Source organism: Shewanella piezotolerans WP3 (assembly GCF_000014885.1).
GTDB lineage: Bacteria > Pseudomonadota > Gammaproteobacteria > Enterobacterales > Shewanellaceae > Shewanella > Shewanella piezotolerans.
Genome location: NC_011566.1, coordinates 4,779,398 through 4,805,535, shown reverse-complemented (window position 1 = coordinate 4,805,535; position 26,138 = coordinate 4,779,398). Strand labels below are relative to the sequence as shown.

At 44.7% G+C, this 26,138-nt stretch carries 21 protein-coding genes and 1 pseudogene; 6 read left to right on the top strand and 16 right to left on the bottom strand.

Features of this window, described 5'->3' with window-relative positions:
• Positions 1-11: 11 nt before the first annotated feature.
• The 7 genes from SWP_RS20400 to SWP_RS20370 form a co-directional block, all read right to left on the bottom strand.
• Complete coding sequence (locus SWP_RS20400; RefSeq protein ID WP_020914552.1) at positions 12-1,337, bottom strand: HlyD family type I secretion periplasmic adaptor subunit; 1,326 nt, start codon at positions 1,335-1,337, stop codon at positions 12-14.
• Entirely contained in the window at positions 1,330-3,456 is a 2,127-nt protein-coding gene (locus SWP_RS20395; protein WP_020914551.1) for a peptidase domain-containing ABC transporter, read from the bottom strand. The genes SWP_RS20400 and SWP_RS20395 overlap by 8 nt, the downstream gene beginning before the upstream one ends.
• Entirely contained in the window at positions 3,453-5,111 is a 1,659-nt protein-coding gene (locus SWP_RS20390; RefSeq protein ID WP_020914550.1) for an ABC transporter transmembrane domain-containing protein, read from the bottom strand. The genes SWP_RS20395 and SWP_RS20390 overlap by 4 nt, the downstream gene beginning before the upstream one ends.
• Before the next feature lie 280 nt (positions 5,112-5,391).
• Complete coding sequence (locus SWP_RS20385; protein WP_020914549.1) at positions 5,392-6,789, bottom strand: tetrathionate reductase family octaheme c-type cytochrome; 1,398 nt, start codon at positions 6,787-6,789, stop codon at positions 5,392-5,394.
• Positions 6,790-6,834: 45 nt separating this feature from the next.
• Positions 6,835-8,547: a DUF3373 domain-containing protein gene (locus tag SWP_RS20380; protein WP_020914548.1), complete on the bottom strand. Its 1,713-nt coding sequence runs from the start codon at positions 8,545-8,547 to the stop codon at positions 6,835-6,837.
• A gap of 173 nt (positions 8,548-8,720) precedes the next feature.
• A complete protein-coding gene (locus SWP_RS20375; RefSeq protein ID WP_044556137.1) occupies positions 8,721-9,050 on the bottom strand; it encodes a c-type cytochrome in 330 nt (109 codons plus the stop codon).
• Positions 9,051-9,487: 437 nt separating this feature from the next.
• Positions 9,488-10,207, bottom strand: a complete 720-nt coding sequence (locus SWP_RS20370) for an SDR family oxidoreductase (RefSeq protein WP_020914546.1) — start codon at positions 10,205-10,207, stop codon at positions 9,488-9,490.
• Between the two features lie 199 nt (positions 10,208-10,406).
• Here SWP_RS20370 and SWP_RS20365 point away from each other — a divergent pair, with 199 nt between their 5' ends.
• Together SWP_RS20365 and SWP_RS20360 are read left to right on the top strand one after the other, a co-directional pair.
• Positions 10,407-11,306, top strand: a complete 900-nt coding sequence (locus tag SWP_RS20365; RefSeq protein WP_020914545.1) for a LysR family transcriptional regulator — start codon at positions 10,407-10,409, stop codon at positions 11,304-11,306.
• Between the two features lie 287 nt (positions 11,307-11,593).
• Positions 11,594-12,304: pseudogene (locus tag SWP_RS20360) on the top strand (aspartate/glutamate racemase family protein).
• Between the two features lie 57 nt (positions 12,305-12,361).
• On the opposite strand, the gene SWP_RS20355 reads toward SWP_RS20360, so the two are convergent.
• The gene (locus tag SWP_RS20355) at positions 12,362-12,559 is read right to left on the bottom strand and encodes a hypothetical protein (protein WP_044556136.1); all 198 of its coding nucleotides are present in this window, start codon (positions 12,557-12,559) and stop codon (positions 12,362-12,364) included.
• Between the two features lie 597 nt (positions 12,560-13,156).
• Here SWP_RS20355 and SWP_RS20350 point away from each other — a divergent pair.
• Positions 13,157-13,912 carry a putative porin gene (locus SWP_RS20350; protein WP_020914540.1) on the top strand — a complete coding sequence of 252 codons (756 nt, stop codon included), beginning with the start codon at positions 13,157-13,159 and terminating at the stop codon, positions 13,910-13,912.
• Positions 13,913-14,101: 189 nt separating this feature from the next.
• On the opposite strand, the gene SWP_RS20345 is transcribed toward SWP_RS20350, so the two are convergent.
• The 6 genes from SWP_RS20345 to SWP_RS20320 are packed head-to-tail and all read right to left on the bottom strand — an operon-like array spanning position 14,102 to position 20,983.
• Positions 14,102-15,037, bottom strand: a complete 936-nt coding sequence (locus SWP_RS20345; RefSeq protein WP_020914539.1) for a sugar phosphate isomerase/epimerase family protein — start codon at positions 15,035-15,037, stop codon at positions 14,102-14,104.
• A gap of 55 nt (positions 15,038-15,092) precedes the next feature.
• A complete protein-coding gene (locus SWP_RS20340) occupies positions 15,093-16,826 on the bottom strand; it encodes a GMC oxidoreductase (RefSeq protein WP_020914538.1) in 1,734 nt (577 codons plus the stop codon).
• Positions 16,827-16,875: 49 nt separating this feature from the next.
• Positions 16,876-17,502 carry a gluconate 2-dehydrogenase subunit 3 family protein gene (locus SWP_RS20335; RefSeq protein ID WP_048908479.1) on the bottom strand — a complete coding sequence of 209 codons (627 nt, stop codon included), beginning with the start codon at positions 17,500-17,502 and terminating at the stop codon, positions 16,876-16,878.
• On the bottom strand, positions 17,492-18,745 hold the full coding sequence (locus SWP_RS20330; RefSeq protein WP_020914536.1) for an MFS transporter: 1,254 nt from the start codon (positions 18,743-18,745) through the stop codon (positions 17,492-17,494). Before SWP_RS20330 ends, SWP_RS20335 begins: the two co-directional genes overlap by 11 nt.
• 20 nt (positions 18,746-18,765) lie before the next feature.
• Positions 18,766-19,815: a sugar phosphate isomerase/epimerase family protein gene (locus tag SWP_RS20325; RefSeq protein WP_020914535.1), complete on the bottom strand. Its 1,050-nt coding sequence runs from the start codon at positions 19,813-19,815 to the stop codon at positions 18,766-18,768.
• Positions 19,802-20,983, bottom strand: a complete 1,182-nt coding sequence (locus tag SWP_RS20320) for a Gfo/Idh/MocA family protein (protein WP_044556134.1) — start codon at positions 20,981-20,983, stop codon at positions 19,802-19,804. Before SWP_RS20320 ends, SWP_RS20325 begins: the two co-directional genes overlap by 14 nt.
• Positions 20,984-21,228: 245 nt before the next feature.
• Between SWP_RS20320 and SWP_RS20315 the strand changes: the two genes are divergently transcribed.
• Both SWP_RS20315 and SWP_RS20310 read left to right on the top strand, forming a co-directional pair.
• Positions 21,229-21,894, top strand: a complete 666-nt coding sequence (locus SWP_RS20315; protein ID WP_079892016.1) for an AraC family transcriptional regulator — start codon at positions 21,229-21,231, stop codon at positions 21,892-21,894.
• Positions 21,895-22,223: 329 nt separating this feature from the next.
• Positions 22,224-23,417: a conjugal transfer protein TraF gene (locus SWP_RS20310; protein ID WP_020914532.1), complete on the top strand. Its 1,194-nt coding sequence runs from the start codon at positions 22,224-22,226 to the stop codon at positions 23,415-23,417.
• Between the two features lie 21 nt (positions 23,418-23,438).
• Here the strand turns inward: SWP_RS20310 and SWP_RS20305 are convergent, their stop codons facing one another.
• Both SWP_RS20305 and metJ read right to left on the bottom strand, forming a co-directional pair.
• Positions 23,439-24,167: a sulfite exporter TauE/SafE family protein gene (locus SWP_RS20305; protein ID WP_020914531.1), complete on the bottom strand. Its 729-nt coding sequence runs from the start codon at positions 24,165-24,167 to the stop codon at positions 23,439-23,441.
• 277 nt (positions 24,168-24,444) lie between these two features.
• Positions 24,445-24,759 (bottom strand): met regulon transcriptional regulator MetJ, encoded by a 315-nt coding sequence (metJ, locus tag SWP_RS20300; RefSeq protein WP_020914530.1) that lies wholly within the window; start codon positions 24,757-24,759, stop codon positions 24,445-24,447.
• Between the two features lie 209 nt (positions 24,760-24,968).
• Between metJ and metB the strand changes: the two genes are divergently transcribed.
• Positions 24,969-26,129, top strand: coding sequence for a cystathionine gamma-synthase (metB, locus tag SWP_RS20295; RefSeq protein WP_020914529.1), 1,161 nt, complete (start codon positions 24,969-24,971; stop codon positions 26,127-26,129).
• The last annotated feature ends 9 nt before the right edge of the window (positions 26,130-26,138 follow it).

Below are 26,138 nucleotides of genomic sequence, written 5' to 3'. Positions count from 1 at the left end.
CTACTTCCTCTTTAGCGCTCACCAAAAGCTTCTGTCACGTTAGTAAATACCGGCTTCCATAAGTATTGAAAAACGGTTTTATCGCCTGTCACTATGTCTGCTTCACCTGTCATCCCTGGAATTAAGTCAAACTGGCCGGGCTTATCCGCAAAGTATGGTTTATCTATGCTGATCTGCACTTTATAAAATACGCCACCTTTCTCATCTGAATCGGTACTAGGGGATATGCGTTTAACAATGCCATCGAGTGCACCATAACGACTGTAATCAAAGGCATCGATCTTAATTCGCACCGGTTGGCCGACTTTCACAAAACCAATATCTCTTGGGGATAGTTTGGCTTCCATTAAGCCAGTTTTAGTCATGGGTACTATTACCGCCACCGTGCCACCTGGTTGAATAACGCTGCCAGTAGAAGAGGAGGGAATAGACTGAATAATTCCATCAACTGGCGCAGTAACAGTATTTTGTGACACCAATGAACCTGATGATTTTAAGCGGGCGATAATGCCTAGCAATTCGGCTTGTGCATTGGTGCGTTCTTCGCCGACCTCCTTAAGTAAGGTGGCCTGTTTTTGTTTCAACTGCTGCTCCAAGTTAAGCAAGTTTTTAGATAGCACTTGCTGCTTACTCTCCATGCTTTTGAGCTCACGCATATAGGAATCAAGTTTTTGTTGCGACTCCAAAATACGTAGTTTAGATACGGCTTGCTCCTCGGTTACTGATCGCATCATCTTAAGTGTTTGTTTGGCAGTTTCTATCTGATCACTAAGTGGTGGGATCTCTGCTTTAAGGCCATCGATTTCTGCCTGAGATTTAGCGATGTCAGACTCTGACAGTTGCTGCATTGCTAAACGTTCTTGATTCATTCGGCTAAGTGAAGCAGTGTGTAGTTTGACTAACTGAGGATATTCCAATTCAAACTCGACGAAATTGGCTTCTCTTTGATCAATAAAGGCTTCGTAACGCTCAATTCTGAGTACCAAATTGGCCCGCTTACTAGCGAGTTCTTCTTCGGCCGATTGGCTGTCTATAGAAACAAAGCTGGCAAGCACATCACCTTTTTTGACCACATCCCCCTCCTCTACCATTACAGAGGCGATAGTCCCACCTGTGCGACTCTGTATTATCTGGCGGTGGCCAAGTGGCACAACTTGTCCTTTAGATTTAGAGATCTCCTCAACCTGAGCGAATAGTGACCACAGCAACATAATCAGTACCGAACCTGTGATTAAAAATATGATGCGTTTAATCAGTTTTCTTTCAGCAGGAGCTTCAATTGCATCGGAAAATTCGTGCTCAGGCCATACTCGGTTCGCTAGTTGACGCTTATCCATTCGGGAGGCTCTCCTGAGGTGTTACAGGTTGCGGTTGTTGAGCTGATTGGTCGGGAATTGGTCCTGCATAAACGACCGCTCCTTTATCTAAAATGACGACTTTGTCAGCTTGTTGGATCAACTCTTGATCATGGCTGGTAAATAGCACTGTGCTTTTACCTTTAAGCTCATTGAATGTTTTTAGTAGTTGAGCTTTCGCTGCGGGATTGCGGTTGGCAATGGGTTCATCAAGGATAAGTAAGCTTGATTGTTTCAACAGTGCGCGGGCTAAGCTGATGTAACTGCCTTCAACAGCGGATAATAGGGTGTGACCACGGTTAAGTAGATCGATGTTAAGGTCATTACCTAAGGCATTAAACAGTGACTCACCTCCTGCCGCTTTGATGGCTGCTATTAGCTCTTCGTCCGTAGCATCTTCTTTGGCAATACGCAGATTATCGGCCAAAGAACCTGGGAAGATATCCGGTTCAGCAGGGCAGAATGCAGCCCACTTTCGATAGGCTTCAGGATCATACTGTTTTTGGTTTTTACCATTAACACTGACGTATCCTGCTTGCGCTTCAGCGACTCCCATAGCGGCAAGCAGCATAGAGGTTTTTCCGCAGGCATTAGGGCCGATAATTGCGACATTTTCACCGGGTTCAATGTCGACACTGACTCCCGCTAGGGCTGGCTCTACCTCAGCGCCATAACGTAAAGTAACATGTTGAAAGCTGATGGCAGGCGGGATATGTGTCGCAGGTGTATCGAGTCTTAACTCACTGTTTTCAGTACTCGCTTGCATAAAACGATCAAACTGTTTGATTGCCATGTCCATCATGGTGATTTTCTGACTGGATGAAAATGCCAGCTGCGCTGGCCCTGTTATACGCCAGATAAGCATCACACAAGCAATCAGTGCTCCGGGGCTAATACTTTGGTTAAGGACTAAAAATATACCCGTAAATACAGTGACTAACGCCGTGAGTAGACTCATCGCATGAGCGACTGCAGCATTTAGTCCGTTCCGTTTGGCGAATAGAAAATTCTGCCTGCAATTTTCTTTACACTGTCTGGCAAACTTAGTATTCCAACCGTCTGTTTCACCGCTGGTTTTGAGCTGCAGTAGATTCTTTGCGAGCTCGTTAATTGAGTTTTGATAATCACCACTAATGGTAGGAGAGGCTGATTGAGCATATTTGTTTACCGCTTTCATCACTAAATAAAATAGCAGCAACATTACCAGAGGAACAATGACTAACCAGCCACTCAAAAGTGCAATTGTGATAAGCGCAATAGCAGTAAAAGGTAGGTCGACTAGGCCTGCACCGCCAGGACCTGAGAGCAAGGTTCTTACTTTCTCTGCATTGCGCATACGTGCCATATGGTTAGAGATCCCGACGCGAGATAGCACCATCAGTGGCACACTCAATAGCCGCTTAAAAGTGAGATTAGAAAGGTCGCGGGCAAAGCGGTTACTGGTGCTGGCTAGAACATTGGCACGTGTGAGTCTAGTTGTAATCAACACCCCTAGAGCTAACGCAGCGCCAAGGGCGATAGTTGGCAGTACGTCAGGAGCTTGCCCACCGATCACCCGATCATAAACAGCCATGGTAAATAGCGGTACCGCAAGCCCGGTAATACTCGATAGCAAGCTAAGCCAAAATACAGGACGATACCATTTAGTGCGCTTACTCATATGTGCAGCAAAAGCACGAATATTCTGTTTACTGGCTGGCAGGTTTTCGATGATGAAAACGTGACCCATTTGAGGTAATTTAGCAGCGCTTATGGCTTGCCACTGCTCGGTATGCAGGTCAAATATTTCATACTGCTCATTTCTGCGTCGCGCCATTACAGCAGACTCGGTATCTGGGACAATAATAAAGGGATGAATCGCTTGCGAGGTTGCTTCTTTGTCGACTTTAGAGACAGAGTAACCGATATGGTGTTTACCCAGTAAATTGGCGAGCGTCACCGTATCTACTGTTTTAACAGAGTCATCATTAAGAATATTGTTTGCTTGTGAAAATAGCCCTAGCTGCTGAAAGAGTGCTACCAAAATATTTTTTAGTTCGCTTACTTCAAGTGGATGTATTTTTTCCGCTTCAGCTGGTTGAGTTTGACTGATTGAATTCATGCTTCAGCCTCCTGAGTCGCAGTGATAATGTTGCATTCACCAGAGGCGCCAATATTCACTCTTAGGTCGCTATTAGTCGCTAGCTCAGCAAAATGGGAGGCGCAAATAATGGTCATATTGCCACTGTAGCGGTTAATGACATTGATTAGCCTCGTCTGCGAATCAGCATCAAGTGAAATCATCGGCTCATCGAGCAGCAAGATTGATGGTGCTTGCACAAACGCCCTTACTAAGGCAATGAGTTTTATTGCGCCTTTGTTGAGCATTTGACTGTCGTTTACACCCACTTCGGTTTGATAGCCTGCGGGAAGTTGGGCAATGCTGCTGGTTAGCCCTAATGCTTCAGCTACCTCCATCGCTTGTGATTCTAGCTCAGGCCTAAACATGGTCATGTTTTCCAGTAAGCTACCTGCAAACAAGGTTGGCCAAGGAGAGACATAGGTGACCGATTGTCGGTACTCATCAGCCTTATGTTCGTTTTGTGCAACTCCTGCAATGGTGATACTACCTTGCTCCAAATGGTGGAAGGCGCCGACGACGCTTAGAAGTAAGCTCGCATGGGTGAGTGGGTCGGAAGTCACTGTGACTAAACTGCCACTGGGGATAGATAGATCAAAATGATTGAGCTTAGCACCAACTTGTGAACAGGCTACATCGTCGAACTTAATTGGACCTAGCGGCAGTTTCTGTTGATATTGAGTCGTGCCTTTAAACATCTCTTGTGGCAATTTGGCCAAATCATTAACGTGATTCATTGCGGTATTAGCACTTGCGAGTCGCGAGCGCAGACTAATAATGGCACTGAGGGGAGCAATTGCTCTGCCAGCTAATATAGAGCAGGCCGCTAAGCCACCAGTTGTAAGATCACCGTTTAACACTTCAAAGCACCCGATTAGTACAATCAATAGTGTGGTGCCTTGAGATGCACCTTGGATCAACTCCTGTAATTTTGAAGATAACCAATCTACTTGTTGCTGCTGCGCTAAACGGCGGTAATTAATTTCGCTGTAGCTAGCCGACAAGCGGGTCTCCATTGCCAAGGCCTTAGCTGTTGTTAATCCTGACAATACCAAGATCAGCATGCGTGAACGTTCACTCTCAGTGAGTGCCAAATCTTGTGTAGCACGGTTTAGCTTTTGACCGATAAAAAATACTAAGCCTCCGATCACAAGCCAGACTGCGATAGGAATGAACACTAACGGGCCACCAATATAAGCGACTAAGGCTAGAAAAATCAGCACAAAAGGGAAATCCATTAACGCAACGAGTGCTTGCCCAGAATAGAGCTCTCGCATAGCGGCTATGCTAGCAAGCCCGTTTGATACTTTGCCGGTACCGAGGCTTTCTACATGGTGGTAGTCAGATTGCATTAAAGCATTGACAACTTTGGTGGTGGTTTGTAGCTCAAAATTGGCAGCAGATGAGGCCAATAACCAGCTGCGAGAGTAGCGCAATAATAGTTCGAGTAGAATAGCCACCGCCACCGCTGAAGCTAGCACGCTGGCGGTGCCATAACCTTGATTCGGTAGGATCCGGTCGTAAATTTGCAACATAGTAAATGGCAGCGCCAGAGATAATAAATTAATGAAAGTCGAGGAGAGCAACAACTCAGCTTTAGCGCGATTATTATTTAGTAAACTGAAGTTTTCTCTCATCGTTATTCACATCCTTGCAAGCTCAGAAAAGGTTTTATAAATAATAGTATAGCTTTTGATATTCTGTTCGAATTTGCCGTTTAGTTATAACTTCTGGAGAGGATACTGACTCGGCAATATCATCAAGCGCCTAGGGAGTAGCGGGAAGAGTGATTGAAAAATAATCGATACTATAAAGTTTAGACTGGGTGTCAGCCGGTGAATTTGCAGGGAACCGGCTGACGATTAACGCAGCGAACGGAGCAATCGCTGCGTTAAATACTGCTTGTGACGTGTTAAGTTACTTGGCGTGGCGTTTGCCATCCTTATTTTTCATTGGGTCGCCATCATAGCCAAGCGCATTCCAGTTCATACGAGTGCCCTTGTTGTGGCAGTCTCCACATTTCAATGCCGCGGCTTTTGGTGAAACCATGTGGTTTATACGCCACCACATTTCGGTTGCTGCAAAACCATGTTCGCCACTATAAGTGATGCCTTTTTCTGCTAAGACTTGATTGGCTTCCATACCCAGTTTAGCGGCTTTATCCCAATCATAATCTTTCCAGTATCCACCTTTGCCGTAGACTTTAGCGGTAACGAAGATGTTTTGTTTACTGTCGTAGATCTGCTTACCGCGGTGCACCTTAAATGGATAGATTTTTGCCGTGCTATCGTTAATGTCGCCTAGCGGGCTAGTCAGTTTAGTCACTTTAGTTGGGTCCATCTTGTCACCAACCATGTAGGCATCGGCATTACCGTTATACCAAGCGTATTCTGGCTCAACCATCTTGCCCCAAACGAAGTTTCCTTTCTTTTTCTGGTAGCTCTTCTTGCCGTACTTATCTTTAGTTTCCTCAAGATCGCTACCCGCTGTTGACCAATCCCAGCTCATTTTGGTCGCTTCATTACGAGCAAAAAAGGGAATATGACAAGTTTGACAGGCAACACTGGCCGAGTGGGTATTCAGCTTTTTGTTTTTATGCGGCGTGGCATAGTGGCAGTTAACACAACCAATTGGGTTTTGCCCTCCCGGTGAAACCCCCATCGCATTCCCCGTGATCTGGTGAGCTTCGGTGGTATGGCAAGTCTGGCATTGGAAGTCATTGCCGTCGGTGTCCATATGCACATCGGTCGCTTTGTCTGGATAAGACATCGAAGAGTCTAAGTCGCCGTGCTTAACAGCATCGCCACCGCCACCAAAGAAGTGGCAAGTGCCGCAATTATCGCGAACTGGTGCGCCGACATTTTTTGCTACTCGCTCAAGGTTAACCTTGGCTAACACTTCGCCAGCACCAGCAGGGTCTTTGACGTAGGTGCCCGTGGTATCATGGCAGACAAGACAGTCAACTTTGGTCATATCGGTAAAATCAAAATTATTATCTTTCCAACCGTAGCCAGCATGACAACTGGTACACCTTGGTTCGTTTCCTGAGATAGAGGTACAGAAATTGTTGATGGCGTCTTTTTTACCACGTTTCACTGTACGTCCAGGTAACTTCTGTTCAAGTTCCCATGTCCAGTGTGATGACTTCATAAAGTCTTTAGCGTGGTCTTCGTGACATTCAATACATTGAGTAGTGACTTCTGAGCCTTGGGTAAATGGCCCCTCAACATACTCGCTGTGTGGGTTGGCGGCCATGGCGAATTGAGCGCTGATAAGCAGCCCAAATGCCAGGGTAGGGACGATGATTTTTTTCATTTTTAATACTCCTGCCCCGGCTAGCGCCGGGGGGATTCACTAGACTTAGAATTTAACGGTAAGAGAGGCGTTGAGGTCATAAGCTGTGTCGACCACGGGTAACATTGAATAAGCACTGCCTTCGATGACATCATCAATTTTCGTTGGAGCACCAACGGGAGTGCCGCTGCCGGTATATTCAAAGTCGTAATACATTCCAGCCAGTTTGATGAACATATTAGGATTGATATCGAACATGTAATACGCCTCAGCAACATGGCCGCGGGTAGCTAACTTGCTGCCGATCGGGTCATCTTGTGCTTGGGTAAACGGAGTCCAATATTTTGAGCCGTAGTTGTATTCAAAACCGACCTTGCCGTAAGGGGCAGGGATTTGAATACCCGCATAGATGCTGTACCCGTCTTTGGCGCCGCTATCATCAGCTGCACTAGGCATCATGATAATTTCGCTGCCGTCAGAGTTAAGTTGCGCTTCAAATACAGCGTCACTTAACATGCCGCCAAACATACCAGCATTGCCATTGCCATCAGCACGAGTCCAGCCACCGGAGACAAACCATTTCACGTCGTTATCTTCTTCACGTGAGAAGCCAATCCCGCCTAAGAACATATCGCCGATAACACCGCTTGGTTGTACGCGAGTGACAAAGTTAAAATTGTCGAATTTTTGCATATCTTGGTACATGGTTGGCGCAAAGATCCCAGCAAGTTGAGTTGGGAATGCCATGGTGCCTTTGAAACCATCGTTAACATCTTTGGCACCAAACAAAGTGAACTGGAGGAAGTTTTTACCATCATTGATGGCATCAATATTAAATCCGCCGAGATGGGTATCTTTAGTGACGATGTCACCGAATAGTTCGCCGTTGCCCCACTGTGATTCAAAACCTTGGCCATAGCAAAAGCGCACCACTTGACCTTCAACGCCGGTAATATCACCGAGGTGATAACCCATCGTCGCACCGTCAAAATTGAAGTTAACTAGGTGACCCGAAGGCGTGCCGCCACGCTTTTCATTCTCACGATATTGGGTGGGGGGGCCGTAAGTTGATGGGCGGCGTCCAATTGATAGATACAGCGGCGAGCCGTTAATATTTTTCCAGTCAAAATAAGCTCGTTCAACTCTAAGCCAATCGCCACTGGTGCTGCCACCATTGGTGCCATCCATGGTAAATGAGTTCCATGAGTCAAACACTTTTACGCCCGTTGAGTCGCCCCAGTTTTTGTACATAGAGAGTCGGCCAGCAAAGCTGACGTTGTCCCAAACTTTGGCTTTTAGGTTAAGTCTGAGGCGAGTGGTGTAAAAAATATCATTGTCGATGTCTTGTGTGGTTTTAGGTGCTAATACATAGGGCATTACGCCTTGCAGTTGACCATTTTGGAAGGCCGCAGCCAAATTAGGATCGGCTGCCATCATTTTGCCTAGTGGCGAATTAGCATCAGTTGGCGAGCCAAATACTCCAGACATCGCTTTGGCGCCAAAGTCATTGAAATTGACTTTAATAGCCGGGTTCCAGGTGACATTTTGGTAGTGCAATGTGTGTGCTTTAGTGCGGAAGTCGCCAGTAATTTCAAGTCTGTCGAGCGCCGTGTGACGCTCATTACTGTCGACGCGATCATTGAGATCGTCGAGTTCACTGGTGATATCTTCAAGCTGGGCTTTTAGGTCGGCAATTTTTTGAGCATCATTATCGCTAGCATAAACGCTACCAGAAATAGCGAGGGCGTTGGCGACAAGTAGTGAAATAAGGGTACGCATAACATCTCTCCTTTTGAGTGTTAACCCCCTGTTTTGGTGATTAACCTCGATTGATGTTGAAGAATGACCTCGCTATTGCTGATTTTTGGCAGCATTAGTCCCTGAGGTATTCCCCATTTTTCAATTTAAAATGTTGTTAGATATTGATTAGAAGGACTTAATCCCTCATACGGTTAACCACAAGTTTGTGGTTGATCTGAATCGGCCGCATGGTCATAAAGGAATTGTTGAATGTCCTTAAGATCTTTCTCTGATAGTGCGTTGAAGGCTTCTTGATCACCTTTGTGCTTCATGCGCTTAAAGAAGCGATCCCACTGGCTCATGGTTTTAGTCATTGGAGTTATCTCGCCACCAATATCACCTTGGCTATGGCAAGCTTTACACTCTTTTTTATACAGATGTTTGCCTTTTTTAGGGTTGCCGCCGTCTGCTGCTTGGGCTTGAAGTCCCAAAGACAGCGCTAGAGCAAGACCTATTCCAACTTTAGTGATTGTTTTCATCATCAATTCCTTACTATTTTTATAGGTTTTACGCCGTCCTTTGCGTGGTTAACAGAATGGTTCCAAAGTGCTTCTGTGTTGTTGCTAAATTTAACAGCCTGCTGTTGCGAAATAGTTGAGCTCGATCACTTTCATGATAAAAATCTAATTGATAAAAATATCATTGAAAAAAATCTAATGTAAGCGTCACTTTATTTTTTAAGTGACTGTTTTTAGGTGTTTTAGTTTTGAGCTGACATTGAGTTAGCGGGAAGGATGCTTAGTTTTTAGCTATTTAGAGGTTGTCCAAGGTCACACTTTTTGTTTTTAGCTATCACTAAAGTAATAGGTTGGTTAATTTTAAGTGACAAAAAAGCCTTAACAGCGGATGCTGTTAAGGCTTAGATTAGGCGCTACAATTTACACCGCTAACACTTTGAGCAAGTATTAGCGGCTAATAATTAAGGCTGTTGACGTGTTGTCGCTAGAACGATTTCACGTACACAAACATTTTGTGGCTGTTCGAAAGCAAAGATAGCCGCATCAGCGATTGATTTTGGCTCAATGATCCCGCCCATGAACTCTTTCCAATCTTCGTAGCCTGACTTAATTTCGTCATTAGTTGTGTGGCTTAGCAGTGGGGTTTCAACTGCACCTGGTGCGATAGTAATCATACGTACATCGTCCATTGCCACTTCTTCACGAATGTTTTCCGTTAACGCATGAACGGCAAACTTAGTGGCACAATATGCAGCGTGGTTCGGGAATGTTTTACGACCCGCAACAGAGCTGATGTTAATGATAGTACCAGTTTTACGTGCTTTCATGCCTGCAAGTACCGCGTGAATGCCATTAAGCACACCCATAACGTTTACGTTAAGCATTTGGCTCCACTCAGCTGGATCTTGTACATCAGCAGCGCCAAGTAACATCACGCCGGCATTATTGATTAAGCCGCCAACAGGACCAAATTTTTCTTCAGCTGCTGCTATAGCCGCTTTCATTGCTGTTGCGTCAGTAACATCTACACTTGTGCAAATGGTATTCTCAAGCTGTAGCGCTTCCATTGGTTCAACGCGACGAGCCAGTAAAAGTAGAGGATGACCTTTAGCACTGAATGCTTGTGCCATGGCTGCGCCAATACCTGAAGATGCGCCAGTAATTACGATAAGTTGTTTCATATAAACCTCAGTGAAAATGAATTATGCCACTCATGCAGTTGAACTGACTGTATTGAGTCTGCAGTGTTAGTTAGTCATGTCGAATTGGGCGTAGTTTAGCGCTACGGTTATTGTTGATATATAATGTATAGCGAACATCATTGTTTACATTTGACTCCTAATGTAAGCTTGCCACTCTGTCTTCAGTCGAGCCAATGAGATGTACAAAGATCTAAATCTAGCAGATGTTAGAGCATTTACAGTGATTGCTGAGCAGGGCAGTTTTACCTTGGCGGCTGAAAAGCTTGGCTGTTCACGCTCGCACTTATCTAAGCAATTGACCCAGTTAGAAACCTATCTTGGGGTGACCTTGATCACGCGCACAACAAGGGCGCAAAGGTTAACCGATCAAGGTGAGTTTTTTTATGAACGCTGCCAGCATGCACTCGATGTGATGGAGCAAGCAGTTGCAAAGACGGTAGATAATGCACAAAACTTGCAGGGCAACATTAATATAAACTGTGTTGGTGGCTATATTGGTGAGGAAATCGTCACCCGCTTGGTAAATGATTTTATTAGTGCCCATCCCAACATCAGTATTAACCTAGATTTTAGCAGCCAACGTGTTGACCTAGTGTTAGATCATTTTGATCTAGTGTTTCGCATGGGGGAGTTAGAGGATTCAGGTCTAGTGGCTCGTAAGCTGATGGATATCACTAACTGCACCTTGGCAGCGCCGACATACCTTGAGCAAAAAGGCATACCCTCTCACCCAAAAGCATTGCATGAACACAGTTGTATTATCGGCTCTATTAACCACTGGAGCTTTCAGCATAAAGCGGATGCACAGCAAAAAGCAGAGGTGGCAATTACCGGAAAGTTTCGTTGTAAAAATGGACGAGTGATGAAAAGCAGTGCGTTAGCTGGGCATGGCATTGTGCGCTTGCCTGAGCTCTATTGTGCCGATGAGCTACGTCGCGGAGAGCTAGTACATGTGTTTGACCAATGGCTTATTCCAGCTACGCCTCTGTATCTGTTGTACAGTAAAGATAAGTTTCAACCTGCGAGGTTAAGGGAGTTTATAGCTTTTACCACTCAGCATTTCTTGGGCTACGTTTGAGTGCGGCATTAATGGCTTAAACTTTTTTCGTGGTAACTTTTCACGGCATGGTTTGAAACTAACTCAAATCTTTTCGTGCCCTGCTAGAGTCCCCAGCCAAAAAGTAATTAGTACTAGAGTTAGCAGCAGCTCATAAAAGTTTAGCCGTTGCTTCATCTCTTCATAAGCAATCACTTGTAGATAGACACTTTCATTAACTAGGGACATCGAGAGTACCTATAAAAGATACTGTACCGGCTCAGTGCTGTAGTATTAAATATATGACTTGATTACATGTAGGGGAGCAGATGAAAACGATTGGCATGCTAGGTGGTATGAGCTGATAGTCCACGCTTAGTTATTACAAAGCAATTAATGAAGGCGTTAAAGCAGGTCTTGGCGGACTGAATTCGGCTAAGGTTTGTATGTATAGTGTGAATTTCGATGAGATTGAGAAACTCCAGCATGAGGGAGATTGGGACGCGACAGCAAACATTTTGTCACAAGCAGCTATTTCTGTCGAAAAAGCCGGAGCTGACTTTATATTGATTTGTACCAATACCATGCATAAGGTTGCACCAGAAATTGAGGCAAACATTACTATTCCGATATTACACATTGCTGATGCTACCGCAGAAAGTTTACTGGATCACGGCATTAAAAAAGTGGGCCTTCTGGGGACGCGATTTACAATGGAACAGGACTTCTATAAAGGACGCTTAACTGAGAAATATAACATTGAGGTTATTGTTCCTGAACAAAGTGACCGTATTGAGATACATGAGATTATCTATAAAGAGCTATGTCGGGGCGTAATTAGAGATGATTCTAGAGACAGATATATTCAGATTATTGACGAATTGAGAGCACAAGGCGTTGAAGCTGTTATTCTTGGGTGTACTGAAATTGCTTTACTTATCCAGCAGCAACATAGCAATGTACCGCTGTTTGATACAACCAGTATTCATGCTCAAGCTGCAGTAAATTTGGCAATAAAAACAGAGTTAGTTCGCGACTAGCCCTCGCCTGCTTTTGTTTGCTACTCATAACAGATTAGTGGTGGAGCTATTGTCTGTTTAAACTTGCTCAAGCAGCTCCTCGACTCCGGTGACACCAAAGTATTGCACTGAGTTTTTGATGCTGATCTTTTTGGCTATCAGCTCTCCATCTTTATAAATTTTAACGACTTTCTTACCACCTCTGTCATTGGTGCTGTACTCATATTCATCGTTAAGGCGAAGTTCGTCAAACTGAGTTCTCATGATTAGGTGCATAGTCACTCCTATTCGTAGACAAATAATACGGCCTACACTATTTAGACGCCTGTTGGCGGGCAATAGTTTCACTTAACAGCTTTGCTTCAAATATAGATCATCCACTCTGTATTTGTCATCGCATTTTTCTGTGGCGACGAACATTCGAAATAGCACTGAGAAGGTGCTAGCGAAGCGCTGAAATACACTCGACAATCGCTAGAGTCTGCATAACAGTTTAAAACGTCAGACAATGTATTTTAGTAGTTTTGTCTAAGCCTTTTTGATAGAAGCATTGCTTCAAGTGGAATAACTATTACTGACTGCCATACACATTTTGTTTGCTCCGCTTTAGATAGTGAGAGCAGGCTTGTGGCCTTCAGCGGATTTGTACGTTGAAAATAAATTAGCTGATACTTTAGTTGTATTTTGTTGTTCTTCAGTAATTTTATGTTCTATTTGGCTATTCATTAAATTAGTCTGTTGCTCTCTAAGGGGGGGATCGTTTTTGACAACTGAGTCATATCTAGGACGTATAGTTCTTATTCACGTTTATCAGAGACTTTATCTACAGGTCTTCTCCCTTAGCGTTACATCACAATATAAGGGAATAAATTGATGAGAAAATTAACTATTGCTGTAGCTATTTTAGTCGGTCTTTCAAGTGCCAGCGCTATTGCAGTTCAAGATAGTAACTACCAACATGAAGCGAGTCTAAGCTACGGGACTAATTCTGAAGAGATAAGTGACGGTGTTTGGGGCGCTCACTACCGTTACTACGTTGACAGTGTAGAGCAAGGTAAAACCCCTTACGCGCTCAACGGGTTTTTAGCTCAATCGTCGAATATTGGAGCTAATTACTACTCATTCGATCCGCTTGATTATGATAGCTATGGTGTTGATGGCACATTTGTTTTTGACTCTAATTGGTTTGTTAGTGCTAATTATACAAATATTGAGTCTGGAAATTATGATCTCAATAGTTATGGGGCCGAAGTTGGCTATTACTTCAATGATACGTCTGCGGTATCTGCATTCTACCAAGATGGAGATGATAACTTTGTTGAATCTTATGGATTAAAAGCCCGTAGCTTTTTCGTACTGCAATCTACAGCGGGTATCGAGCTAAATGCAGGCTGGACGTATAATGAGTTTGATGATTTACTCAATGTCGGTGCTGATTGGTATATTAATAATGCTTGGTCGGTAGGTGCGGGTTATATCAACAGTGATGATGATGATGGATTTGATTTACGTACTGCTTATTGGTTACGTATTTCAGATAATATATCTGCTAACTTCAATGTGTCGAAAATGCTAGATTCTGACTACGATGGTGTTGGTTTAGGTTTAGGTTTGACTGGGCGATTCTAATTCGTAAACTTTAGATTAAGAATAACAAACGCAATTACTAAGTTGCGTTTTTATGCTTCTCTATTTTTCTCGCTCTATCATGATTGATATGGTTCAGCTAACAACATTTAAAGGCTTAAAGAGAAGCAAGGGCACATTGCTATGCCCTTGCTTGTGGAGTCTGATTAGAGTTATAGCTTACGGCATCAGTTACAGCGTTTTTATAATGCGATCTAAGCCTTTTTTCGATAATGCCACAGCTTCAAGTGGCGTCAGTCCATCGGGATACTCTTCCTGTTCGACTACAAACCACTGAGTGCCGCCAACGGCTATGTTGCTGCTGATCACGGCAGGCCAGTCAGTCATGTCTTCGCCAATAATGGCACGTTTTTCTGCTAAGGCTTCTGTTGCGACAAAGCTCTTTGGCAGCTTTGCTTTAAAATGGGTTGTCTGAGTACGGTTTGGGTAGCGGTTGATGTAAAGCACTGGGCTTTTTTCGGCATAAGCGACCCAACCGACGTCCATTTGCATCACAAAGTCATCAGAAGTGTTACGGGCTATTTGATCCCAGAAAGTGTGCTGTTGATAGGCTTCAAACTCTTCATCATGGTTGTGGTAACCAAAGCGTAATCCTTCAGCTTTTAACTGTTCGTTTAGCTTATTAAGATCGCTGACTAGTTCATTGATTTTATCTGGATCATTGGCGCGTTCATCCCAAGGTACAATCACGCTATCAACCCCTAAGGTTTGGTAAAATGCCACTGATTTAGCAAAGTTGTCGGCATCAAAATGCTTAAAACGTACGTGAGCGCCACTGGCTTGGAGTCCAAGGCTGCTAAGGTAATCTTTAAGTCCTTGTGGATCATCGGCATAGGGGCCGAAATCACCAGCAAATTCAACACCAGCAAACCCCATGGCGGCAATGCTGGTTAATGTTTGCTTAAAGTCAGCTTTAAGCGCATCTTTTACTGAGTAAAGTTGCACACTTATTTGCGGGATGATGGTGCTTGCTGAAACCTTTGGTACTACAGCACTTGCTGCTGGTTTAGCTGCTGTCACTGTTTCTGTCTCCTGCGGCGTTGAATCGGTACAAGCAATCGCGATGAGTGCGAGTGCAATGAGGCTGATATTAGAGAGTCTATTCATTGTCAAATCCATGCTTTTTATTGTATTAAAGTCGGCTCATTTAAAACTAATTAGCTTAAAGTCTTTTCTGTTGTAGTTCTTTGGCGGCGTAATCGACGGCTCTTGCGGTCAGCGCCATAAATGTCAGGCTGGGATTTTGCACTGCCGATGAGCAGAAACTAGCACCGTCAGTGACAAAAAGGTTGGGTACGTCGTGACTTTGGTTATAACCATTTAAATATGAGGTTTTAGGGTCGCGCCCCATTCTTGCGGTGCCAACTTCATGGATCGCCAGACCTGGTGCTTCGTTGGTCACTTCAGTTTTGATATTGGTTAAACCTGCCGCGGTCAGCATTACCTCAACTTGATTGGCTGCGTCATGCATCATGGCTCGCTCATTTTCAGAGAACTGACAATTGATATTGAGCTGAGGAATGCCCCATTTATCTTTTAAGTTTGTGTGCAGGTTAACCTGGTTTTCATAGCGAGGCAGCATCTCACCTTGAGCCCAGAGGCCAAACTTCCATTTGCCTGGTCGCCTAAGCTTGTTCTTGAAATCCACACCAATACCGTCACTACGTTGCATACTTTTCCAGTCTTCACGATAAGCACGGCCAGAGAGAGCATAGCCCCGTAGGAAACCGCGTTTATTATCTGGCTTATAGTTGAAGTTGGGCATATATACGCCAGTAGGGCGACGACCGGAATAGAACTCATCTTCAAATCCAGCTAAGTCGCCAGTGCCACCGGCATTGTAGTTATGGTCCATTAAGTAGTGACCTAGCACTCCAGAGCTATTACCAATGCCGTTGGGGAAACGCTTAGAGGTGGAGTTGAGCAAGATCTGAGTTGAGCCTAACGTTGAGGCGCAAACAAACACCACTTTGGCAAAGTACTCACGCTGACTTAGATCATCATTGTCGATAACTCTAACCCCTTTCACTCGATTACTGCTTTCATCATAAATCAGGCTATGAACCACGCTATTGGCAGCGATATGTAAATTGTTAGTTGCTGCTGCAGCGGGCAAGGTTGAGCTTTGTGTTGAGAAGTAAGCGCCAAAAGAGCAACCTGCTTGGCACTCGTTGCGAGCTTTACACTGCATCCGCCCTTGAGACACTTGCAGTTCGGTTGGCTCTGTTAAATGAGCGGCGCGGCCAATAATCATCGGCCGTTCTGGGTAGAGCGCAGAAAACTGCTTTTGTAGTGCTTTTTCAGGGCCATTGAGCTCGAATGGTGGTAAAAACTCACTGTCAGGCAGGTTGGGGAGGTTCTCTCTACTACCACTAATGCCGGCGTGACGTTCTACATGGGAGTACCAAGTAGCAATATCTGGATAGCGAATTGGCCAGTCATTACCATGACCATCAGTTTTGTTGGCGATAAAGTCATAAGGCCCCCAACGATAAGATTGTCGGTGCCAAAGTAGCGATTTACCGCCTAATTGGTTGGCCCTAATCCAGCTAAATTGCGTACCCTTGCTGGTGGTGTAAGGTAGGTCTTTATCATTACCAAAAAAGTGTTTAGTGGCATCTTTAAAGGCATAGCATTGCTTTTGGATCTTATGTTGTTCGTTAACGAGTAGGTTGTCGACTCGAGTACGTAATGGCTGCTGCCATGGCGCAATATTCTCGCCAATATAATCTTTCTGGTGCTCTACAATACGGCCACGTTCTATCATTAAGGTTTTAAAGCCGCGTTCGGTAAACTCTTTAGCTGCCCAACCGCCTGAGATCCCAGAGCCTATCACGATAGCATCAAAGACAGTGTCGCTGTTCTTAATATAATATTCGTCTTTTTTGTTGTTCATCTTGTCTATCTCACTGTGCTTTTTTAACAGAAAACTACGTTAAATAATTCTAGTAAAACAAGCCTTGAGAGCCCCAGTTACTGTCATCTTCACCTAATGCCACTGTGCCCTTATAACCGTTGGGGATCGGGTCAAAGCGCAGCTCCTTCGTCGCGCCAACCTCAGAGGTGTAATAACCAAAACAGATCAAACTTTTTAGAAATTTAAAGTCATTGGTCTGTGACTTATTGAAGGAAGGTTGCCCGGTGTCGATAGCATTGAGTAATTGAACTTGCTGAGTGTCGCTCACCGCTGTAAACATCAGCTGATATTGATTTTTTGCTGCACTATTGAGGTTATTAAGTGTCGCAATGACTCGCAGCTGTTCTCGCGCTTCATAACAATGGGCTAACTGATTATCGATAAAGCCATGGCAGTCGACATCAGCTGCACTTGGTGTCTCTGTACGTGGCAATACTTGACGGCAAACTTGGGCTAATTGCTCAAGCTGCAAAGCTGTTAAGATTTGGCCTTTACCCTGAATACCACCGGGCACAATTTCGTAAGCCTGCGCCACCGATAGACCATTGCCAAAGATAAACTGGCCAGCAGCAAAGCTACCAACTAGAGCACTGAGGCCTTTTAGAAAACGGCGTCGGTGTAGCTGTTCGCTCGAATCTGTTTCGTTATGCAGCATAGTCTTCACCATGATTGGTTTGCGGCTCATTTTCCGCAGGGAGTGTTGTTTTCGCGTTATGTTTTCTCATGTAAAGTAGTAACACACTAAATGCGACAACCAATAGCACTGGGAATATAGATAAATTTGCTAGTACTGATTGCCCTGCTGCAAGCTCGGGGTTACTGCTTAACTGTGATGCACTTTCTCTCGCTGTATCTATCCAACTGCCGATGATTGGGTTCCAAATGCTGACACCGAACATGCCAATCCCACCCATAACGGCTAAGCCGAGTGCGCCAGTTTGCGGCATTTGTTCAGCGACAAAACCTAGCATAGTAGGCCAAAAGTAAGTTACACCGAGGGCGAACAGTATCGCTGCAACATAGACATAGCCTCCGGTTGCCCAGCTCATGCTGTAAATACCTAAGCTTGCAACTAGTGCCGAGCCAAGTAGTAATCCAACTGGGTTGAGGGTATTAACTAGGAATGCTGAGAAATATCGGCCTAGTGCCATAATGCCAGTAATTAACGCCATGATGAGCATAGGTGAAGCGCCTGAGGCGCCGAGTATTCTCTCTATCCATTGCTGAGTGCCTAGTTCAGTCGTAGCCGTTAATGTCATGCATATAGCCATGAAGATAAATAGCGGCGAAATCAGTGCTGAAACATTGCGACGAGTAGACACTTGTTGCTCGGGGATTGGCGGGAATACCTGTCTAAAAGTGAGTATGCCGTAAACCAGTGTAGGTACCAGCATAATGGCTATTTGGGTTTGCCAGCCAAACCCAAGCTGAGTTAACAACTGTGATGCAAGCGCGCCAATCACGATCCCGCCTGGAAACCACACATGGAAACGGTTAAGCATGATGGTTTTCTTATCGGGGTAAGCAGCTGCAATGAGCGGGTTACAGCCCGCTTCGACCGCGCCATTGGCAAAGCCTATAAAGAAGGTGGAGATCAATAAACCATAAAAGCCCTCTGCTGAGAGAGTGAGCAGCAGCCCTAATAGGTGACAACTAAACGCGATGATGAGCAGTTTCTTGGCACCGAGTGAGTTATAGACCAAGCCGCCGAATAGCGTGGCTACCGGGAAGCCTAAAAACGCCATAGCATTAACCCAACCAAGCTGATTGTCACTGAGGGAAAATTCGCTGCTGAGTTGGGTTAAAATACCCGCCCTAATTGCAAATGTCATTGCAGTAACAGTCAGCGCGATACAGCAGATCCTAAATAGCATCGAGGATTGCCTGTGGGTATTCATCATTGCTCATGTCCTTAAGGTTAAAGCCCAAGTAGCTTTTGATTAAATGTTAGATTGGTTTCAACCGCTGCAAAGTCATCAAACTGCTTGTCGGTTGGTCTTATCAGTTGCTGCTCTATATATTTAGCACCTTCACTGGCACCATCTTCAGGGTGCTTCAAACAGCACTCCCACTCGAGCACTGCCCAGCCTTGGTAGCCATATTGGGTGAGTTTGCTAAAGATGGATTTAAAGTTGATTTGACCGTCACCCAACGAGCGGAATCGTCCAGGGCGCTCCTGCCATGATTGATAGCCGCCATATACTCCAGAGCGGCCATTGGGGGTGAATTCAGCATCTTTGACGTGGAATGCTTTGATGCGTTCATGGTAGATATCGATAAAAGCCAGATAGTCGAGCTGCTGCAGTACAAAGTGGCTTGGGTCATACAAAATATTGGCTCGTGGATGAAAATCTACTTCGGCCAGAAAGCGTTCGAAGCTAGCGCCATCATGCAGGTCTTCACCTGGATGTAGCTCAAAACAGACATCGACTTCAGCGGTATCAAATGTATCTAAAATAGGTCGCCAACGTGCGGCTAGCTCTTTAAAGCCAAGCTCAACTAATCCAGCAGGTCGCTGCGGCCATGGGTAAATCGTTTGCCAAAGCAGGGCGCCGGAGAAGGTCGCATGTGCTTTGAGTCCTAAGCGCTGGCTGGCAACGGCGGCATGCTTTAATTGAGAGATTGCCCATTGGGTTCGTTTCGCTGGGTTACCTCTATATTGTGGCGGCGCAAAGCCATCAAACATAGCGTCGTATGCTGGGTGGACTGCAACGAGTTGACCTTGCAGGTGGGTCGATAGCTCGGTGATAGCAAGGCCGTGGTTGGTCACAATTTCAGTGATGTTGTCGCAATAGCTTTGACTGCTGGCCGCTTGCTCGAGATCAAACAGTTTGGGATCCGTAGGCAGCTGGATGCCTTTAAAGCCTTTATCGGCTGCCCACTGACATAGCGACTCTAGTGAGTTGTAGGGGGCGCTATCAGCCATAAACTGGGCGAGAAAAATCGCAGGGCCTTTAATCTGCTGCATTAAGACTGTCCCCAAGCTCAATGCTTGGCAGCTTGTGCCACTTAGCCTCACCTTGGCTGGCTGCTACAACACCTTCAATAAAGGCCATTCCAGTTATAGCGGCGTCAATACCGGGGAGATCAAGACTAAAAGCGCTTTCAGGAAGGTTGTCGAGCCTGGCATTTAACTTCGCTGCAAACTGCTTATAAATATTGGCAAAGGCTTCAATGTATCCTTCTGGGTGGCCGGCTGGAGTGCGGGTACATGCAGTGGCAAGCGGACTGATTGCACCGACACCCGTACGGATCACCGAGGTTGCATCGGGATGTTTAATAGTAAGGCTGTTTGGCTCCATTTGCGACCATTCAAGGCTGGCTTTGTCACCGTATATTCGTAGCGTAAGGCGGTTTTCTTCACCTATGGCTATTTGACTGCTAAGCAATACTCCATGAGCTCCAGAGTTAAAGCTAAGCATGATACTGGCGTCATCATCGAGCACGCGGTCTTCTACATTGCTGGTTAAGCTTGCGCATACCTGCTCAATAGATAAACCACTGACATATTCTGCAAGATTGGCGGCATGTACGCCGATATCACCAACACAACAGCTAATACCTGATTGTTGCGGATCCAAGCGCCAAGCGGCCTGTTTACTGTCTTCGTCATCTTGAGACGATAGCCAGCCTTGGGAGTATTCCACCAACACTTTGCGAATGGTACCGAGCTCGCCAGCTGCGATGCGGTGCTTAGCTTCCTTGACCATAGGGTAGCCGTTGTAGGTATGGGTTAAGCCATAAAGTAGATCACTGCTTAACAGCTGTTGTTTTAGCGCGATAGCCTGTGTGAGGTCGATGGTTGCGGGTTTATCGCTAATGACATGGAAACCATACTCCAGTGCCATTTTGGCTACAGGGTAATGCAAGTGGTTTGGAGTGACAATTACCGCTACATCCATGCGAATGCTTTCATCGAGTTTGGACTCTTCAATAAACATCTGCTCGTAACTGGCGTAGCAGCGATCATGTGCTAGATAGAGTTTTTTGCCAGAAACTAACGATTTAAACGGGTCGGCACTGAAGGCGCCACAAACTAGCTCAAACTGTCCATCAAGCCGAGCAGCCATCCTGTGGATTTCCCCAATAAATGCCCCTTGGCCTCCGCCTACCATTCCCATTCTAATTTTGCGCATGTTTAAATTTAACCTTACTACAGTGATTATCTTATGTTATCTAAGTGTTACTGATAGGGTTATTATGATTTCGGTTTATTATGTGACAAAATCGGCGTGGTATATTTTATGCTATTTGTAAGTCTTTGTTCAATTTCTATAAAACTATGGAATAAGTGGAGATACTTGTGTATCAGCGGAATAAGTGGCCAAACGAGCTAAATCAAATACTTTTACTAAGGCAGCTGGTGGAAGCCTTCGATCTTATGCCTGATATTCTGTTTTGGGTGAAAGATTCTGATAGTCGCTTTATCTACGCTAACCAGTACTTTCTCGAGCATGTAGGTGTGCAGACACAGGCGCAGATCTACCATTGTAATGATTTTGATTTTTCTGAGCCGCATATTGCCCGGCAGTTTATTAATGATGATCAAAAGGTGATGCTAGGAAACCGGGTTAACGACCGTCTGGAGATGAATCGCCTTAAAGGGCAGGAGGTTGCGTGGTTTATTACTTCTAAACGTCCAGTAATGAATGATGCGGGTGAAGTGATAGGTTCCTATGGCATATCACGGCATTTGCAGAAAACCTCACTGACCCTAAGTAGTATGGACGCCTTGAAAGTTCCGGTAGCGTTTATTAAGGAGAATTACATGCAGTCGATTACTTTAACTGAGCTAGCACAGACTGCACACCTTTCTATCAGTGCCTTAGAGCGACGCTTTACTAAGCATTTAGGGCAGACGCCGAAACAGTTTATTAATGAGGTGAGGCTAGAGAACGCACGTCGATTGCTGATTGAGACTAATGAAAGTATTGCTAATATTGCTCAGGAAACAGGATTTAATGACCACAGCTATTTTAGTCGCCAGTTTCAGCGCTTATTCGGCAAGAGTCCGTCGCAGTTTAGGCGAGAACATTGTACGCATTAGTCTTCATCAATTAACCGACAAACGCTTTTAAATTTAGCTCCAGATAACGCCAAAGCAACCAGTCAGATGTTGTGTTTTAAGATTCTGATATGTCGTAGTTATATATGTTTTCTCACCAGTTTTCATCACCATCTTAAAAGCCTGTTGACCCACATTTACCTGAGTTAATATGGATTGGTAACAAAAATGTGGGTTTGACGTTAAAATTTATCCCTTAGTTGTTATTTTTGGCTTAGAATAACTCTAATAAGAAAAAACAATTTAAGACCTTTTTTCGATTTGAGCCGTATTGGTGTTAAAGCGTTAAGGAAATAAAAAGGGCGAAATGGATGAAACTACGTAAATTAGCGCTACTGTGTACCTTAATCCCCAGCTTTTTTGCCTACTCAGGCCAAGAATATTATGAAGCGCGTAGTGATGCTATGGGTGGTGCAGGTGTTGCCGCATCGAACCATGAGGGCGCAGCATTTGTAAACCCCGCTCTACTTGGTTTAAATGCCCACAAAGATAACTCCGCTGTATTACTTATGCCAGTTTTAGGTGTTGATATGGCTGATAGCGACAACATGATCGACAAATTCGATTCGCTTATTGATTCTTATGACGGACTTGCAGCATCGATTGAGGCGGGAAACAGTGCCGATATCGATGTTTATCGAGATGAGTTGATTCTGGATTTAGAATCGCTAAAGGGAACATCGGCATATGCTAGTGCTGGCCTTGGATTTAGCGTCGCTATTCCTCATCAAAGAATGCCGATAGCCATCTTTTATAAAAGTTATGTTAATGCGGTTGGGGCAGCCAATATTGCTCAAGCCGATATCGACGCGCTTGCGGCTCTCGATCCTGTTAACCCACCAGAAGTGACAGACTTGCTATCAGAAGGGCAAGTGATTGGTGGCGCAGTTTCCGATTTAGGTGTCGCATTAAGCTTTCCACTTTCCATTGTTAATATGCCTATTTCTGTCGGTATCTCGCCAAAGTTTCAACGTATCGATACCTATAATTACGTTGCTAACGCCAATAACTTCTCGGCCAGTGACTTTGATGATGTTGAGTACCGTAATGATGAAACTAATTTCAATGTCGATGTAGGTTTTGCTATTGAACCCCTTAACGGCTTAGTGTTTGGACTTTCTGGGCGAAACCTTATCAGCCAAGATGTGGAAACGATCGAAGTAGAAGGGAATAAGTTTACCTACAGAGTAGAGCCATTAGTTACAGCCGGTGTGGCGTATGACTGGAGAAAGCTAACGGTCACAACCGACGTCGATTTGGTTGAGAATAAGAAATTTAAAGAGCTAGATGGTACTCAGTATTGGCGCGTTGGTGGTGAGGTCAGAGCATTTGATTGGATGTCACTACGATTGGGTTACCGTCATGATATGAAAGACTCTACTGCCAATATTTACTCTATCGGTTCTGGTTTTACCATTGGCGAATCTTTCTTCCTAGACTTTACTGGAATGTTTGGCAAAGATGAAGCTTTAGGTGGGGTGCTGCAGACCTCTTATCATTTCTAGTATTAAGAGCCATATCGATAATTAACTTAGTTCGATAACAGACTTAATCGTCAATATAACTGCACTTACACTACACAAGACCAGAGTGAAAGCTCTGGTTTTTTGTTTATCGACCTTGCCAACCAGTCTTCCTGCCACTACATAGCCGAGTATAACTGACGGCAGTAACATCAAAGAAACCCACAGGTGTTCAAGTTTTAATAGGCCTGCGAACGCTAGAATGGCTAAAGCGATCATAGAGCTGAAGATAAAAAATGCTGATAGAGCCGCTCTAAACTGCGCTGCATCTTTACCGGCAAGCAGTATCGCCAGTGGCGGTCCACCAATAGCGGCAATATTGCCGAAGATCCCTGACAATACCCCTGCCATAAACAGTGTAAAGCGATTAACGGGTAGACTAAATTTGAGTAGACTGAAACCGACCGCTAAGGCCACAATAAAGGCAATAGCAAGCCCCAGAATTGCTTGAGGTGCCGTTAGAATCAGCATCGCACCTAAAATCCCGCCAGGAATGCGTCCGAGTAACGCATATTGCAGTCCATTGAACTCAAGCTGCCCTCGTTCTCTAAACAGCGTTAGTGCAGCGATTGAAAAACCCATCAAGATCACCGGAGCTGGCACAAGCGAGGGTTCGATAATATATAGCAATGGGCTGGCAACCACAGCTAAGCCAAAGCCAATTAAGCTTTGAGTTAATGCACCACAAAAAATGATCAGTGAAGCGAGAATAAGTGTGCTTGGATCTAACATCAGTATAGCCCTGTGATGGCTTTAGAACTCACTAAGGAAGTGCAGATTAATTAGGAGTGCAATGTCCAGCTAAGACAAATAGCGTAGATTAGAATTCAGTGACAACCGCGTGTAGTGCGGTATTAAGTCGCTATAGTCAAATACCAGATATTGCTAAATAGTTACCCGCATTTTTTTGCAAATTATTCAGCAAGAATAGCGCTGCACTGATAGAGAGCGCTATAAAATAAATCGAGGATCTCTTAAGACCCTCGATTTAATAATATAGTAATTCTAGTTATTCTAGTTCTTCCCACTCGATGCCCATTTCATCCATGAGACGCTTTACTTCCGCAGGCATGCTGTCAGGCTTATCTTTCGATAGGTCGCCATCATTTGGCAGAGGTTGACCTGTGTATGCATGCAAAAACGCCTCACAGAGTAACTCGCTGTTGGTGGCGTGACGTAAGTTATTCACTTGGCGGCGTGTACGCTCATCGGTAAGCACCTTGAGTACTTTTAAAGGAATAGAGACAGTAATTTTTTTCACTTGCTCATTCTTTTTTCCGTGTTCAGCATATGGGCTGATATAATCGCCGTTCCACTCAGTCATTGACTCACCTGTAATTTTAAAATGCGGGGCAGATTTTAACCCCTTATGCAGCACAGTCAAATTATTGCCTCTATTTTATGACAAATGCAAATAGATTTCTAAATGCTTGGACGTCTAAACGGCTAAATTGGTTGACGAGGGTGGATAGCTTAGGTACATTTAGACGTCCAGACATCCCTAATAAGAAAATGTAGAGAGAGGAGTAGTACATGACCGAGCGTAAACTAGCCACCGCTGCTGTGCGCCAAGGCATTGAGTCCGATACCCAACATGGTGCAGTCGTGCCCCCCATTTATCTCTCTACAAACTATTCTTTTGACGGTCACAAAAATCCAAGAGATTTTGATTACAGCCGTTCAGGTAACCCAACTCGCTCGATTCTCGGTGATGCAATTGCTGAACTAGAGAAAGGCTGTACTGGCGTTGTGACATGCACTGGAATGGCGGCAATTACTCTAGCGACAAGTTTACTCGGTCCTGATGACTTATTAGTGGTGCCTCATGATTGTTATGGTGGCAGTTATCGCTTATTTACTAATTTGGCTAAGAAAGGCCAGTTTAAGCTAGAAGTTGTCGATCAAACTGATGCCAGTGCATTAGCTGCTGCGATTGCCAAACAACCTAAGATGGTTTGGCTAGAAACCCCTTCAAACCCATTACTTCGGGTCGTTGATATCGAAGCTATTAGCGCAGCTAGTCATGAAGTTGGTGCATTAGTTGTGGTTGATAACACTTTTCTATCGCCTATCTTGCAGCAACCTCTCTTACTTGGCGCTGATATTGTTATTCACTCGACCACTAAATACATCAATGGTCACAGCGATGTAGTTGGTGGAGCCGTGGTGGCTAAAGATGAAGAGTTGGGTGAATTGTTGCATTGGTGGTCGAATACGCTAGGGCTAACGGGTGGTGCATTTGATAGTTACCTTACATTGCGCGGAATTCGAACACTTGCAGTGAGAATTCGTGAGCATCAGGCCAATGCCCAGCGAATTCTTGCTACTCTTAGCGCTCATAGTGCAGTGGAGAAAATCTATTATCCAGGTCTTGCTGATCATCCAGGTCATGAGATTGCCGCTAAACAGCAAAAGGGCTTTGGTGCCATGCTCAGCTTTGAGCTAAAGGGCGGCGAAGAGCAATTAGTCGCTTTCTTAAAAAATCTTAATTATTTCTCTGTTGCAGAAAGCCTCGGAGGAGTAGAAAGTCTAGTGGCAGTGCCTGCAACCATGACGCATCGAGCGATGGAACCAGAAGCGCGTGCAGAGGCTGGGGTAAAAGACACCCTTATCCGTCTGTCTGTTGGTATTGAAGATGCTGACGATCTTGTCGCTGATATTGAAGCTGCGCTTAATGCAGCTGTAGCTTGTTAATTAAAGGGG

Bases quoted from the DNA above. Each gene is read 5' to 3' on its own strand.
- SWP_RS20310 (WP_020914532.1), top strand. From the start codon at position 22,224: ATGAAACTACGTAAATTAGCGCTACTGTGTACCTTAATCCCCAGCTTT.
- SWP_RS20305 (WP_020914531.1), bottom strand. From the start codon at position 24,167: ATGTTAGATCCAAGCACACTTATTCTCGCTTCACTGATCATTTTTTGT.
- SWP_RS20325 (WP_020914535.1), bottom strand. From the start codon at position 19,815: ATGCAGCAGATTAAAGGCCCTGCGATTTTTCTCGCCCAGTTTATGGCT.
- SWP_RS20315 (WP_079892016.1), top strand. From the start codon at position 21,229: ATGCCTGATATTCTGTTTTGGGTGAAAGATTCTGATAGTCGCTTTATC.
- SWP_RS20330 (WP_020914536.1), bottom strand. From the start codon at position 18,745: ATGAATACCCACAGGCAATCCTCGATGCTATTTAGGATCTGCTGTATC.
- SWP_RS20385 (WP_020914549.1), bottom strand. From the start codon at position 6,789: ATGAAAAAAATCATCGTCCCTACCCTGGCATTTGGGCTGCTTATCAGC.
- SWP_RS20380 (WP_020914548.1), bottom strand. From the start codon at position 8,547: ATGCGTACCCTTATTTCACTACTTGTCGCCAACGCCCTCGCTATTTCT.
- SWP_RS20340 (WP_020914538.1), bottom strand. From the start codon at position 16,826: ATGAACAACAAAAAAGACGAATATTATATTAAGAACAGCGACACTGTC.
- metJ (WP_020914530.1), bottom strand. From the start codon at position 24,759: ATGACTGAGTGGAACGGCGATTATATCAGCCCATATGCTGAACACGGA.
- SWP_RS20355 (WP_044556136.1), bottom strand. From the start codon at position 12,559: ATGCACCTAATCATGAGAACTCAGTTTGACGAACTTCGCCTTAACGAT.
- SWP_RS20390 (WP_020914550.1), bottom strand. From the start codon at position 5,111: ATGAGAGAAAACTTCAGTTTACTAAATAATAATCGCGCTAAAGCTGAG.
- metB (WP_020914529.1), top strand. From the start codon at position 24,969: ATGACCGAGCGTAAACTAGCCACCGCTGCTGTGCGCCAAGGCATTGAG.
- SWP_RS20365 (WP_020914545.1), top strand. From the start codon at position 10,407: ATGTACAAAGATCTAAATCTAGCAGATGTTAGAGCATTTACAGTGATT.
- SWP_RS20400 (WP_020914552.1), bottom strand. From the start codon at position 1,337: ATGGATAAGCGTCAACTAGCGAACCGAGTATGGCCTGAGCACGAATTT.
- SWP_RS20370 (WP_020914546.1), bottom strand. From the start codon at position 10,207: ATGAAACAACTTATCGTAATTACTGGCGCATCTTCAGGTATTGGCGCA.
- SWP_RS20375 (WP_044556137.1), bottom strand. From the start codon at position 9,050: ATGATGAAAACAATCACTAAAGTTGGAATAGGTCTTGCTCTAGCGCTG.
- SWP_RS20350 (WP_020914540.1), top strand. From the start codon at position 13,157: ATGAGAAAATTAACTATTGCTGTAGCTATTTTAGTCGGTCTTTCAAGT.
- SWP_RS20345 (WP_020914539.1), bottom strand. From the start codon at position 15,037: ATGAATAGACTCTCTAATATCAGCCTCATTGCACTCGCACTCATCGCG.
- SWP_RS20395 (WP_020914551.1), bottom strand. From the start codon at position 3,456: ATGAATTCAATCAGTCAAACTCAACCAGCTGAAGCGGAAAAAATACAT.
- SWP_RS20335 (WP_048908479.1), bottom strand. From the start codon at position 17,502: ATGCTGCATAACGAAACAGATTCGAGCGAACAGCTACACCGACGCCGT.
- SWP_RS20320 (WP_044556134.1), bottom strand. From the start codon at position 20,983: ATGCGCAAAATTAGAATGGGAATGGTAGGCGGAGGCCAAGGGGCATTT.